11 protein-coding genes and 3 pseudogenes are annotated in these 13,189 nt (G+C 63.5%); 4 read left to right on the top strand and 10 right to left on the bottom strand.

Annotated features, from left to right (window positions below):
* Nucleotides 1–161: 161 nt before the first annotated feature.
* Nucleotides 162–1,292 (bottom strand): annotated as a pseudogene (locus tag CAG11_RS25405) (LTA synthase family protein); the annotation flags it as partial.
* Here CAG11_RS25405 and CAG11_RS25400 point away from each other — a divergent pair.
* The 3 genes and pseudogenes from CAG11_RS25400 to CAG11_RS25390 all read left to right on the top strand — a co-directional run.
* Nucleotides 1,245–1,661, top strand: a pseudogene (locus CAG11_RS25400) (winged helix-turn-helix domain-containing protein); the annotation flags it as partial. The pseudogenes CAG11_RS25405 and CAG11_RS25400 overlap by 48 nt on opposite strands.
* Nucleotides 1,658–2,705 (top strand): annotated as a pseudogene (locus tag CAG11_RS25395) (sensor histidine kinase). The pseudogenes CAG11_RS25400 and CAG11_RS25395, both read left to right, overlap by 4 nt.
* A gap of 60 nt (nt 2,706–2,765) precedes the next feature.
* Nucleotides 2,766–3,311: a hypothetical protein gene (locus CAG11_RS25390; protein WP_085598590.1), complete on the top strand. Its 546-nt coding sequence runs from the start codon at nt 2,766–2,768 to the stop codon at nt 3,309–3,311.
* Nucleotides 3,312–3,415: 104 nt separating this feature from the next.
* Here CAG11_RS25390 and CAG11_RS25385 read toward each other — a convergent pair whose 3' ends face one another.
* Nucleotides 3,416–4,273 carry a hypothetical protein gene (locus CAG11_RS25385; RefSeq protein WP_256578720.1) on the bottom strand — a complete coding sequence of 286 codons (858 nt, stop codon included), beginning with the start codon at nt 4,271–4,273 and terminating at the stop codon, nt 3,416–3,418.
* A gap of 227 nt (nt 4,274–4,500) precedes the next feature.
* On the opposite strand from CAG11_RS25385, the gene CAG11_RS25380 reads away from it, so the two are divergent.
* A complete protein-coding gene (locus CAG11_RS25380; protein ID WP_085598586.1) occupies nt 4,501–5,532 on the top strand; it encodes a hypothetical protein in 1,032 nt (343 codons plus the stop codon).
* A 100-nt stretch (nt 5,533–5,632) separates the two neighbouring features.
* On the opposite strand, the gene CAG11_RS25375 is transcribed toward CAG11_RS25380, so the two are convergent.
* The 8 genes from CAG11_RS25375 to CAG11_RS25340 all read right to left on the bottom strand — a co-directional run bounded on the left by CAG11_RS25375 (nt 5,633) and on the right by CAG11_RS25340 (nt 13,075).
* Entirely contained in the window at nt 5,633–6,406 is a 774-nt protein-coding gene (locus CAG11_RS25375) for a 1,6-dihydroxycyclohexa-2,4-diene-1-carboxylate dehydrogenase (RefSeq protein WP_085598584.1), read from the bottom strand.
* Between the two features lie 41 nt (nt 6,407–6,447).
* Nucleotides 6,448–7,461, bottom strand: coding sequence for a benzoate 1,2-dioxygenase electron transfer component BenC (benC, locus tag CAG11_RS25370; RefSeq protein WP_085598582.1), 1,014 nt, complete (start codon nt 7,459–7,461; stop codon nt 6,448–6,450).
* 10 nt (nt 7,462–7,471) lie between these two features.
* Nucleotides 7,472–7,960, bottom strand: a complete 489-nt coding sequence (gene benB, locus CAG11_RS25365) for a benzoate 1,2-dioxygenase small subunit (protein ID WP_085598580.1) — start codon at nt 7,958–7,960, stop codon at nt 7,472–7,474.
* Nucleotides 7,957–9,321, bottom strand: a complete 1,365-nt coding sequence (gene benA / locus CAG11_RS25360) for a benzoate 1,2-dioxygenase large subunit (RefSeq protein WP_085598578.1) — start codon at nt 9,319–9,321, stop codon at nt 7,957–7,959. Before benA ends, benB begins: the two co-directional genes overlap by 4 nt.
* A 232-nt stretch (nt 9,322–9,553) precedes the next feature.
* A complete protein-coding gene (locus CAG11_RS25355) occupies nt 9,554–10,510 on the bottom strand; it encodes an AraC family transcriptional regulator (RefSeq protein ID WP_085598639.1) in 957 nt (318 codons plus the stop codon).
* 134 nt (nt 10,511–10,644) lie between these two features.
* Nucleotides 10,645–11,574, bottom strand: coding sequence for a catechol 1,2-dioxygenase (gene catA / locus CAG11_RS25350; RefSeq protein ID WP_085598576.1), 930 nt, complete (start codon nt 11,572–11,574; stop codon nt 10,645–10,647).
* 51 nt (nt 11,575–11,625) lie between these two features.
* On the bottom strand, nt 11,626–11,916 hold the full coding sequence (catC, locus tag CAG11_RS25345) for a muconolactone Delta-isomerase (RefSeq protein ID WP_022639610.1): 291 nt from the start codon (nt 11,914–11,916) through the stop codon (nt 11,626–11,628).
* Nucleotides 11,917–11,926: 10 nt separating this feature from the next.
* The gene (locus CAG11_RS25340) at nt 11,927–13,075 is read right to left on the bottom strand and encodes a muconate cycloisomerase family protein (RefSeq protein ID WP_177409177.1); all 1,149 of its coding nucleotides are present in this window, start codon (nt 13,073–13,075) and stop codon (nt 11,927–11,929) included.
* Nucleotides 13,076–13,189: the final 114 nt, after the last annotated feature.

Below are 13,189 nucleotides of genomic sequence, written 5' to 3'. Positions count from 1 at the left end.
TTGAAATCTGGACAAGACTAGATACCTGGGCACCTATCCAACTACAAGCTATCAAGCCACCGCAGAAACTATTAAGGCCCCTGATCGCTGTCAATGAAGAGAGCAAACCTTGAATCGGTCCTCAGGTACAGGCACTAGCAAATTGTGCAAGTCGAGATGGGCTAGCGCACATTGCGATACAACATCAACCGCGCGCCCTCATGCATCCCCCGCGTCAATTTCAGCAACCGTTCAAATTCCTGCGGATGCTCTTGCGCCACATTCTCACGGGGAGTGCTCGAGGCCAGGTCGTGCAAGGTCGCACCGGTACCGTCGTGCTGCATCTGCAACAGAAAATCCTGGGTCACGCCGCCGATCACCGGGAAGGTCCCTTCTCTCAACACCAGCGGTACCACGCGTTCCCCTTCCGGCGCAGGCTGCTGGATATCCCGCCCCATGGCGCCATTGGTGAACGCTATCCCTGCCATCCCGGCCACTGTGGGCAGCAGGTCGGCCAGGCCGACGGCTTCTTCGATCACTCGGGGTTGCAACATTTTCGGCGCATGGATCAGCAGCGGCACGTTGTTGCTCTCCAGCCCCAGCTGTTCAAACGCCGGGGCCATGTGGGGGATCTGGCTGATGCGAGTGTTGTGGTCGCCGAAGAACACAAAGATGGTGTTGTCGTAATAACCACCTGCCTTGGCGATCTCCATCAGCCGGCCGATGTTGAAGTCCAAGAGGCGCACGGCGTTGTATTGCGCAAGGCTGCGCGAGCCCGCGGCTTGCACCTGTTCCAGGGGCAGGTCCTGGGCTTGAAAGCCGTCGTTGTCCTTGGGGATGGTGAACGGGCGATGGTTACCGGAGGTTTGCAGGTAGGCGAAGAACGGCTGGTCCCTGGGGATGGCGCGCAGCAGGCGGTCGCTTTCCTTGAACAGGTCGAGGTCGGAGATACCCCAGACGTCCACCAATGGCGATTGCCAGTGGCCTTCATCGTACAGGCGCACGTTGTCGATGCTCTGGCGGATCAGGCCGTTGATGTTGGCCCAACCGGCGTTGCCGCCGATCAGGTAAAGCTTCTGATAGTCGCTGAAGGCATTGATCAGGCTGTGTTGGCTGGTGATCAGCGGGTGACGGGTAGCGGTCTCCTGGCGAGTGACATCGGGCACGCCGGTGATGCTGGCCCACACGGTCTTGGCGGTGCAGGTGACCGGGACGTAGAAGTGCCTGAAGAACCAGCTCTGGCTGGCCAGGCGGTCGAGGTTGGGGGTGGGATTGAGCGGATTGCCGGTCTGGATGCAGGCGCCGACGACTATCTGGTCAAGCCCTTCGACGTCGATGAATTGAAGGCTAGGGTCCGCGCCCTGTTGCGTCGCAGCCAGGGACGGGCCCAGCCATTGCTGGAGCACGCCGGCATTCGCCTGGACCCGGCGAGCCAACAAGTGCACTACCAGGCAACGGAGATCGTGCTGACGCCCATGGAGTACCAACTGCTGCACCAATTGATGGCCCGACCGGGCAAGGTGGTGACCCGCGAGCGCCTGTCCCGGGCGCTGTACGGCTGGCAGGACCGGGTCGAGAGCAACACCCTGGAGGTGCTGATCCACAACCTGCGCAAGAAACTGTGCGCCGAGCTGATCCGCACCGTGCGCGGCATCGGCTACGTGCTGGAGCTCAAGCCATGAACTCGGTACGCACTCGAATCCTGCTGCCGTTGCTGGTGCTGGTGCTGCTGGGGGATGTGCTGATCAGCTGGCTGGTGCTGCGTGACAGCCATCATGAAATCGAAGAGGTCTACGACGCCCAGCTGGCCCAGAGCGCGCGACTGCAGCAAGGGGTCTTGCGCTCGCAAGAGCCGGGCAATGCCGACTGGGACCGCCTGTACCAGGCCTTCGACCAGGCCATGAGCCAGGTCGGCGTGGATGGCGCCGCCCACCCTTATGAAACCCGCCTGACCTTCCAGGTCTGGCGCGACGACGCCCAGTTGCTGGTGCGCTCCGCCTGAGGCCTTGGGCGGTCATGACCTCCAGGAGAACGGCAAGGACTGGTGCGCCTTTCTCCTGGCCGACCCGCAGCAGGGCCTGCTGATCTGGGTCGGCGAACGCGACGATATCCGCCAGGACCTGATCCAGCGCATCGTCCGTCATACCCTGTGGCCAACCCTGATCGGCGTGACGCTGCTGGTCTTGCTGACCTGGCTGGTCATCGGCTGGGGCCTGGCGCCACTGCGGGCCATGGCCCCCATCGAACCGCACCTGCTCAGCCCACGCATGAGCCGGATCGACCTCTGTGCGCTGGTTCGCGAGGAACTCGCGGAGCTGGCGCCCCTGGCCCTGGAGAAGGAGGTCGAACTGGTACTCGAAGGCTCCGAGGATTGCCAGCTAGAAACCGACCCGGCGGCCCTGGCCATTGCCTTGCAGAACCTTTTGACCAACGCCTTGAACTTCTCCCCCGTGGGCAGCGAGGTACGGGTCGGCGTACATCTCCAGGCCGATGGCGCTATCCAGCTGAGCGTCGAGGACGCCGGCCCCGGCATCGACGAGCAACATCGCGAACGACTGCTGGAGCGTTTCTACAGCCAGGGCAACGCCCAGGGGGCCGGGCTGGGGTTGGCCATCATGCAGATGATCGCCGGCAAGATCGGCTGTCGCCTGGACCTGCATAACCGCCCCGAAGGCGGGCTGCGCGCATTGCTGCAATTCAAGCCAGCGCTTCAGCCAGCAGCCTGAAGCGCTTATCCTGCGGCACCACCCGGAGCGGGTGGCGAACATGCCTGACAGGAGCAAGACATGGCCATGCCGGACCGGCTCAAACCAATACCAGCGACACCAAAGATCCGCGCGCTGATGAAGGATCTGCTCAAGCAGATCCTCGACAGGATCTGGGACAACCAGGAACGGGAAAACGCCGATATCGGTGCGTTGATCCAGCAATGGAACGGCTATGCCAGCCGGGCTTTCGAGTTTCACGAGTTCCGCGATATGCACAGCCATACCAGCGAGGCGAACTTCCTGCGTACGGCCTTTCACCAGGAAAAGTACGTAGACGACTTGAGCTTCGAAGAGGCCTGCGCGCTGGCGGATTTCATCTGCCAGTGCGCAGGCACGGAGTCTGATACGGACTACGCCCTGGGCCTCTTGGAAACCAACTTCCCCGAGGCCAATGCCTCGGACCTGATCTTCTGGCCCAACGAGTGGTTCGGGGATGAGGGGATGCTGCATATCGAGCTGAGCTCGGCGCAGATCGTCGGTTACCTGATGTTGGCGTCCTCGCGCCAACTGCCGGATGCACCGCCGATCGACCTGCCCTATGCCATTGCCCAGGACAGGCCCTGACGCCGCCCTGGTTGTTCTGCTGCCGAGCCGGCGACCCGGGTCCCGGTTCGGCTGCCTCGCCCCGGCGGTGCCTGTCCAGTGCAACCGCAAAGCCGCTGCTGCGATCATGCCTCGCTTGCGCCCCTGGGTTTGTTCTTCGGCCGCCCCGCCCGCCCGTCATACTCCGGGCGACCCGACACCACCAGCCCGAAAAAGTAGGGTTGGGCACCGGGATCTTCCAGCTGCCCCGCGGATTTGTTGTGCACTTCTATCAGCGAGAACAGCTCGACCAGGCGGTCCTGGATCTGTTCGATCTCCGCATCCCTGAGCGTCACCATCGAACTGTACTTGAACGACCCGGACATATCGAAATATTCGCTTTGCTCGGGCTTGGACAACGAGCGATCGATCTCGGCGCGCAGGAAGCGGTCCTTGAGCGCCAGGGCCTCGGCCGTCCTTGGCATCCTCAGCGTGGGGGCATGCCGCACGAAGGGCGCCTGCGGGGTGCTGCGCTCCTTGGCGACCAGGGCCAGGAAGGCTTCGGTTCGCTGATCGTAGGCAAGGCCCAGCTGCTGGCAAACCAACCGGACTTCAGCTACCGAGGCGCTGTCCACCATGTACAGATAGGTCATCAACGGCAGCAGTTCGAACTGCTCGTTGAACGCCGCGATGATTTCCTGGGTCACGATGAATTCGCGCTCGTAGCGGCTCAAGCTCAAGGCACGGCGCAAGATCCTCGAATCATGCTCGCGCAGCTCCAGCCGGGCAGGCAGGTCCGTGACCTCCACACCCTTGCCGAACAGCATCTCGTGCACCTGGACCGGCAACAGGTCGCGAAAGTAGTGCCAGTAGTAATCGAAGCTCGACTTGCTGGCTGGATCGATGCCAAGACAGTCATGCAGCTCGACGGCGGCGTCATTGCTCAGGTGCTTTCTTCCCGACTCGACATCACGGTAGTAATTGGCGGAAAAAGGGAGATTCACTTCTGCAAGAAAAGTGGAAATCTTCAGGTGGCCCCTTTCGATGCGCAATTGGCTGAAGATTAATAAAATGCGTCACGACAGCGCTGGCGATCCGCGCCGCACCACTGAACCAAGCGGTCGATATGACAGGAAAATGATCAGCCAGGCAGGCATCCAAGGTGCATGCCAAGCCCAACGCGTGCATCCGTTATGATGCGCTCCTGTCAGACAACTGGAAGTCCGCCCCCATGCTCAAACCCCTCGCCATCCTGGCCCTGACCGGTGCTTCTGCCTACGCCGGCGCCGCCTCCACCGACCTTGCCGGAGTCTGGAAAGGCACCCTGGGGAAGCACTCGATTACCGCCTGCTTCAACGCGGCTCCCAATAGCAACGGCAGCTACTACTACCAGCGTTTCGTCACGCCGATCCAGCTGACCCAGGCACAGGCCGGCGAGCCCTGGATCGAAGACGGCCAGACCGGGTATTGGCAGCTCGACGCGCCCCAGGGCGATCGCCTGAGCGGCACCTGGAGCAAGGCCCCGGGCGACACGCCATTGCCTCTGGCACTGACGCGCACCAGCACCGAAGGCTGTGGCGGCGATGCCTACAACAGGCCGCTGGAGGCCGCGCCGCTACCGGTCAAGGTGCAGAGGAAAGAGTTCGAAGGACACCGCTATCAGCTCAGGACCCAGGGCGCCCAGGTCAGCCTCAGGCTGGAGGGCGATGCCCCGGCGCTGAAGAAGATCAATCAACAGCTGGAACGCCTGGCCATCAGCCCCGAAGGCCAGGAGGAGTTCTTCAGCGAGCGCCGCGAGTACCTGGGGCGCAATGGCTCCGGCTATACCAGCGAAATCAGCGTAGAGCCCCAGTACTGGTCGTCGCAATGGATCACCGTCAAGTTCTATCGCTGGACCGCCGGCATGGGACGCAACGGCATCAGTTGGGGCCTGCACAGCTGGAACCTGAAGACGGGCGAACGCGTCGACCCCTGGACCTGGGTAGGCGGACGCCAGCAGTGGCACGACCCCTACTCCGGCCAGGTGAAACTGGCGCCGGGGTTCGCCGCCTGGCTGGAGAAACAGACCTCCGTGGACGAAGGCTGCCCGGCCGTCAGTAGCTACTCGACCTTCGACCTGAGCTTCGACACCCAGGGCTTGCAGCTCTCGACGCCCGCCTATGGTGATGGTTGCGACAATGAGCTGAGCTTCACCTGGGAACAGTTGGCGCCGGTGCTCTCGGCCCAGGGCAAGGCGGCATTGCCGAGTTTGCGCTTGCCTTAGTAGCGCTCACCGCCAGGTGTGAACAGCATCCAACAGCCGGACGGCCGTGCCGCCCTCATGCTCAAGCCTGGCCAACACACCCGCGGTTCAGCCAGCCGACTCAGCCCAGGTCGCCACCGCCCACCGGCAGCACCGTGCCAGTGATGTAGGAGGCTTCGTCGCTGGCCAGGAACAGGATCGCCGCCGCTTGTTCATCGACGCTGCCGTAGCGGTGCATCAGGCTGCTGTCGAGGGTCTGCTCGACGATCTGCTGGTACCAGGCCTGCTCCTCGGGGCTCGGCTCGGCGCTGTTGCGCGGGATACGTCGTGGCGGCGCCTCGGTGCCCCCCGGCGCGGTGGCGTTGACTCGCACACCACGGCCGGCGGTTTCGAAGGCCAGGCAGGCGGTGAGTGCGTTGATCCCGCCCTTGGCCGCGCCGTAGGGCACGCGGTTGAGGCTACGGGTGGCGATGGACGAAACGTTGACGATGGCGCCACGCCCCTGTTCCAGCATCTGCGGCAAGGCAGCGTGGCAGCACCACAGGGTCGGGAACAATGAACGGCGCACCTCAGCCTCGATCTCCTGCGGCTGGTAGTGCTCGAAGGGCTTGGCCCAGATCGTGCCGCCAACGTTGTTGACCAGCACATCGAGGCGACCGAAGTGGGCGATGGCGGCGGCCATGATCCGGTTGCATTCGGCGTATTGCTCCAGATCGGCGGTCAGGGCCAGGACCGGGTAGCGGGGGCTGAGTTCGGCGGCCAGTTCGAAGACCAGCTCCGAGCGATCCACCAGCACCACGCGGGCGCCCTCCTCGGCCAGGCGTTCGGCGACACGACGACCGATGCCCTGGGCGGCACCGGTGACCAGGGCAACTTGGTTGTGAAAGCGGTTCATGGGGACCTCGACAACAGCGTAGGAATGAAGGTGATGGGGGCTCACGCCACACTGGCGGCGAATTTCTCATAATAGAAATTCGCCGGGGCAATGCCCTGTTCGCGAATGAACTGGCTCACCGCCTCGACCATCGGTGGCGGCCCGCACAAGTACACGTCCACATCCCCCTGGTTCAGGTGCGCTGGCTGGATATGCTGGGTCACGTAGCCCTTGTGCGGGTACTGGCTCTGGGGATTGGCCACGCAGGCGCTGAAGCTGAACTGGGGGATGCGCCTGGCAAAGTCCTCCAGGCGATCCAGCGCCACCAGGTCCAGATCATTGGTCACCCCATAAATCAGGTGCAGAGGGTACTCACTGCCCTGCTCGGCGATCTTCTCCAGCATCGCGGTGAACGGCGCCAGCCCGGTGCCACCGGCCAGCAACAACAAGGGCCGGCGGATGTCCCGCAGGTAGAAACTGCCCAGGGGCCCGACCAGGGTCATGCTGTCGCCGGATTTGGCGAGGCTGATGAGGAAGCTGCTCATCAGGCCACCGGGCACATTGCGGATCAGGAAGCTGACCTCGCCATCGCGCTGCAGGGAGCTGAAGGAATAGGCCCGGGTCTGCTGGCTCCCGGGCACCCCGAGGTTGACGTACTGCCCCGGCAGGAACGCCAGCTGGCTCAAGGACTCGCCCTTGATCGACAGAGCGATGGTGCTATCGGACAGCTGGCGCACCGCGCTGATGCTGGCCTGGAAGGTGGCCTGCGCGGCGCGGCAGACCTGGGACGAGGCCGGCACCCGCACCACGCAGTCGCCCAGCGCGCGCATCTGGCAGGTGAGGACGAAACCCTGCTCGGCTTCGGCGGCGCTCAGGGCATCGTCGATGTAGTCCTCCCCCAACTCGTAGCGCCCGGCTTCGGCCAGGCACTTGCAGGTGCCGCAGGCGCCGTCGCGGCAGTCCAGGGGAATATTGATGCCCTGGCGGTAGGCGGCATCGGCCACGGTCTCATTGGCATGGGCAGTGATAAAACAGGTCACGCCGTCTTCGAAATTGAGCGCGATTTGATGGCTCATGGCAGTCGCCTCAGAGGTGGTAGATATCGACGACCTGGCGAACGTAGTCGTTCTTCAGGATGACTTTCTTGGCCTGGATAAGCGGGTTCTCCCCTCGCAGGTCGAGGGTGTAGAAGCTGCTGCCGAAGTAGCTGTCCACGGTCTTGTAGCGAAAGCTCAGGGTGTGCCAGTTGAAGCGCAGCTGGCACTGGCCGGCGCCCTGCTCCAGCAGCTCGATATTGCTCAGGTTGTGGGAGGTGCGGGTGTCGGGAATGCTGGCGCTGGAGCGCTCGGTCTTGATGCGGAACACCCGGTCTTCCAGGCCGCTGCGGTTGCCGTACCAGATCAACGAGATTTCCCGTTGCGGGTCTTCGGTCAACTGGTCGCTGTCATCCCAGGACGGCATCCAGAAGGTGGCGTCCGGGGCGTAGAGCTCCAGCCAGCGGTCCCAGTCCTTGTCGTCCAGGTAGCGGGCTTCGCGGTACAGGAAATCGCGCACGGCGTCGTAGGAAATAGTCATTGCAGCGCCTCCACGTCGATCTGCCGTGACGCCTCACGCTCAAGGACCGCCAGCAGGGTCTGCTGCCAATACTTGTGCTGCATCACGAACAGCCCTTCGTCCTCGGTGCGCACGCCACTGAGAATCGGTTGCAGGTCGATTTCTTTGGCTGCGTCGTCCGCGCCCCGGACCCAATGCTCGGCGCCGCGAGACATGTCGTTCCAGGCCGTGGTGCTGCCCTGGTAGCCCAGTTGGCAGGAGCGGAACTCCTCCAGATCGTCCGGGGTGGCCATGCCGCTGACATTGAAGAAGTCCTCGTACTGGCGGATGCGCCGGGCCCGGGCTTCGTCGCTCTCACCCCTGGGAGCAATGCAGTAGATGGTGATTTCGGTACGGTCCACGCAGATCGGCCGGGCAATGCGGATCTGCGAGCTGAACTGGTCCATCAGGTAGACGTTGGGGTACAGGCACAGGTTGCGCGAATTCTCGATCATCCAGTCGGCCCGGGCCCGGCCGAAATCCCGGGCCAGCTCATCGCGACGTTCGTACAACGGACGATCCTCGGGGTTGGACCAGCGGGTCCAGAGCAGCATGTGGCCTTTGTCGAAGGAGTAGAAACCCCCGCCCTGCCTGGCCCAGGTGCCGGCACTCATGGTGCGGATGTCTTCCCCGGCCTCGCGCTGCTTGCGCTGGTTCTGGGTGGCGGCGTAGTTCCAGTGCACCGAGCTGACGTGGTAGCCGTCGGCGCCGTTCTCGGCGGTGAGCTTCCAATTGCCTTCATAGATATAGCTGGAGGAGCCGCGCAGCACTTCCAGGCCATCGGCGGACTGGTCGACGATCATGTCGATGATCTTCGCCGACTCCCCCAGGTGTTCGACCAGGGGCAGCACGTCGGGGTTGAGGCTGGCGAACAGGAAGCCGCGATAGGACTCGAAGCGCGCGACCTGGGTCAGGTCGTGGGAGCCTTCGCAGTTGAAGCTGGCCGGGTAACCCGCGGCGGCCGGATCCTTGATCTTGAGCAACTTGCCGGAGTTGTTGAACGTCCAGCCGTGGAACGGGCAGGTGAAGGACGCTTTGTTGCCGGTCTTGTGTCGGCAGAGCATGGCCCCGCGATGACTGCAGGCATTGAGGAAGGCATTGAGTTCGCCGTGTTTGTCGCGGGCGATGAACACCGGTTGCCGGCCCATGGTGGTGCTGTAGTAGTCGTTGGGGTTGGGAATCTGGCTCTCGTGGGCCAGGTACAGCCAGTTGCCTTCGAAGAGGTGCTGCATCTCCAGGTCGAACAGCCGGGGGTCGGTGAACATCTCCCGCTTGCAGCGGTAGACGCCCTGGTCGGGGTCCTCTTCAAGCAGGGAATGCAGGTATTCGGGTCGCAGGGACATGGCTGGTGCCTCCATTGTTTTTATTCAGGCAGGGCCATGCTAGGGCGCAGTTGCCGTGGACAATATCCATTGCCTGCAGACCTGTATCCGTTTTCTGCAAAGGCCCTGGAGCGGCTGCGACCTTGAGGCTGGTGCTGGTTCGGCTGGAGATCGCCAGGCAAGGTCCTGCGGACCTTTGCGCAGCCCCGAAGGCTCGGCAGCGGCTAGAGCCGATGGGCCGAGAGGCGGAGGCTCAGTGGCGACGCTTGAAGGTATCGGAGGGCAATTCGCCGTATTGCTGGCGGTAGCTTTGGGCGAAGCGCCCCAGGTGCAGGAAGCCGAAATCCAGGGCCAGCTCGGTGACGTTGCGCACCGGGCTTTGCGGGTCGCTGAGGCAGGCGTGTATCCGTTGCAGCTTCTGCTGGCGGATGTAGTTCTTCGGCGTGGTGCGGGCGTTACGCTCGAACAGGCCATACAGCGAGCGCAGGCTCATGCGCGCCTGTTGCGCCAGTTCCTCGCAGCCGATGTCGTGCTTGAGGTTGCGCTCGATATAGTCGGCAATCCGCTCGAAGGTCGCCGCCGAGGCGCCCAGGGCATCACGCTGCACGTTGGTCTGCATCAGCCCCAGCAGTTTGCCCGCCAGGACCTGTGCGTAATGCGCCTGGACCTTGGGCAGGGTTTGCCGGGCTTCGGCCTCCTGGCACAACAGGCTCAGCAAGGGCACGAAGCCCTCCAGGTCCTGCAGCCGATGACGCGGCTGGAGAAAGCGCACGCCCTGCCTTGGGTACTGCCAACGCTGCTCCTGGCAGGCGTTTTCCAGCAGGCGGGTGGGAATCTTGATGATGAATTTTTCGCAGTCCTCGGAATAGGTCAGGTCCACCGGGTCATCGGGGTTGATCAGCAGCAGTTCCCCCGGGGCAAAGCAGTGCTCCTGGCCTGGACCGCGCCACAGGCAATGGCCGTGAAGCAACACTTGCAGGTGGTAGATGCTTTCCAGGGCCGGCGAGGTGACGCGCACACTGCCGCCATAGCTGATGCTGCACAGATCCAGGCTGGCCAGGGTCCGGTGCTGGAGGCTGGCCTGGGGATGGCCGGCCCGGGGCAGGCGGATGCAATGGCTGCCCACGTGCTGGTTGACGTAACCGGATACGGCATAAGGATCGGCTTGAACAAACACGCTGCTGCGCTGGCTCAACAGAGGCATCTGCATGATCGGCTCACTCTGATGGTTCTTCTCGGGCCTGCGTTCAGGCCCGTCACCCAGGCTCATCGGCCAGGCACAACGGCAAAGGCCACGGGCACCTGGGTCGGTGCTCCGTGGCCAGACCAGGCATGGCCGGCGGTTCAATCCTCCAGGGCGCGGACCCGCTCGTTGCGCTGCTGTTCCTCAGGCTGGGCCGAGGATTGCAGGGTGAAGTCGAAGTCGATCTCGGCGAAGCGCCCGCTGACACCCAGCGCCTTGGCCCGGGCCTGGTCTTCGCTGAAGGTGATCTGGGCGATCAGCTCGTCGCGGGTGGCGTAGGCGAAATCGTCGTGCAGGTACTGGTCGCCATCCAGGTTGATCTGGGTGGTCAAGTGGCGATGATCGTCTGCGCTGATGAAGAAATGGATATGCGCCGGACGCTGGCCATGGCGCCCCAACTGATCCAGCAGTTGCTGGGTCGGGCCATCCGGCGGACAACCGTAGCCCGACGGCACGATGCTGCGAAAACGATAGCGGCCCTCGGCATCGGTGACGATGCGCCGGCGCAGGTTGAATTCCGACTGGCTGCCATCGAAGTAGGAATAGGTGCCGCCGGTGTTGGCATGCCAGACGTCGACGATGGCGCCGGCCAACGGCTGGCCGGCGGTGTTGCGGACCTGGCCCTGCATGAACAGCACGACGCCAGGATCGATGCCATCGTCCAGCCGCGCCTCGCCCTGGCTCAGGGGCGCGCCAGCCACGTACAGCGGGCCTTCGATGGTCCGTGGAGTACCGCCGCTCTTGCCGGCCTGCTCGTCGGCGGCATCCATCAGCAAGTCCAGGTAATGCTCCAGGCCCAGGCCCGCGGCCAGCAGGCCGGCCTCCTGGCGAGCACCCAGGACATTGAGGTAGTTGACCGCCTTCCAGAACTCCTCGGGGGTCACTTGCAGGTCTTCGATGATGCTCACCGTATCCCGCAGGATGCGGTGCATGAGGGCCTTGGCCCGCGGGCTACCGCCTTCGGTGAACTGGCCGCTGGCCTCCTCGAGGAACTTCTGGGCGCTGGCGGTGTGGGAAATTCTGACGTTCATGATCGATCCTCATCTTGTACTTATTAGAGTGGTGAACGGGCTGGCACGGACTCAGCGGTCATCTTCATGAATGGAAGAAGGATGCCTGCACATGGCGTCGACTTCGATGGCCATGTACGGATACAGCGGTAATTGCATCAGGGTGTCGTGCAGTTCCTGCACGCTGTCGACATCGAACACGCTGTAGTTGGCGTACAACCCGGCGATGCGCCACAGGTGGCGCCATTTGCCCGCGGCTTGCAGGCGCTGGGCCAGGGCTTTCTCATCGGCCTTGAGTTGCGCGGCGCGCTCGGGATTCATATCGACCGGCAGGTTCACGGTCATCTTGACGTGGAATAGCATGCAGCCCTCCTCAGGCGTGGTGCAGCACGGGGGTGGTCTTGTCGCGGCGGAAGAACGCCAGCCGCTCCTCGTCCAGGCTCAGGCCCAGGCCCGGGGCCGTCGATACATGCAGCTGGAAGTCGCGATACAGCGGCGGCTCGGCGAGGATGTCCTCGGTCAGCAGCAATGGGCCGAACAACTCGGTATCCCAGGCCAGCTTGCCCAGGGTCAGGAAGGCGTGGGCCGAGGCCAGGGTACCGATGCCGCCTTCGAGCATGGTCCCGCCGTAGAGGCCGATACCCGCTGCTTCAGCGATGGCGGCAGTGCGCAGGACGGCCCGGGGGCCACCGTTCTTGGCGATCTTCAAGGCGAAAATCGAGGCCGCGCCCTCCCGGGCCAGGTTGAAGGCATCCTCCACGCATTCGATGGACTCGTCGGCCATGATCGGCGCCGGGCTGCTGGCGTTCAGGCGCACCATGCCGGCGCGGTTGTTGCGCGAAATGGGCTGCTCGATCAGGTCGATGCCGTTGTCGCCCAGGATCCGGCAGGCACGCAGCGCCACGGCTTCGTCCCAGGCCTGGTTGACGTCGACCCGCACGCTGGCGCGTTCCCCCAGGGCCTGCTTGATGGCGATCACATGGGCCAGGTCGCGCCGTACCTCGCCGGCGCCGATCTTCAACTTGAAGATCCGATGGCGGCGCAGCTCGAGCATCTTCTCGGCCTCGGCGATGTCCTTGGCGGTATCGCCGCTGGCCAGGGTCCAGGCCACCGGCAAGGCATCGCGCACCCGACCGCCCAGCAACTCGCTGACCGGCAGGCCAAGGCGCTTGCCCTGGGCATCGAGCAGGGCCGTCTCGATACCGGATTTGGCGAAGGTGTTGCCACGGATGCCCTGCTCCAGGCGCAACATGGCGGCGTTGATATTGCTGGCGTCCTGGCCGACCAGCAGTGGCGTGAAGAAGCGATCGATGTTGGTCTTGATGCTGTCCGGGCTTTCGTTGCCATAGGCCAGGCCCCCGATGGTAGTGGCTTCCCCCAGGCCCTGGATACCATCGGCGCAGCGCAGGCGGATCAGCACCAGGGTCTGGTTCTGCATGGTGTGCATGGCCAGCTTGTGCGGGCGGATGGTCGGCAGATCGACGATGATCGTTTCGATCGATTCAATGGCAGAAGCGTGCATTTCCATACCCGTCAGGTTCTTGAAGTTCTGCCAGCGATTCTGTCCCGGCTTTTTACGGGGTTCCAATATAGAATTGGTCTGGCTTGATACCTTAAAGGTATGCACTCGCCACTG

Source organism: Pseudomonas sp. B6(2017), from assembly GCF_002112765.1.
In the GTDB taxonomy this organism is placed as follows: Bacteria; Pseudomonadota; Gammaproteobacteria; order Pseudomonadales; family Pseudomonadaceae; genus Aquipseudomonas; species Aquipseudomonas piscis.
The sequence above is the reverse complement of the archived record's forward strand: the minus strand, read 5'-3'. Positions and strand labels throughout refer to the sequence as shown.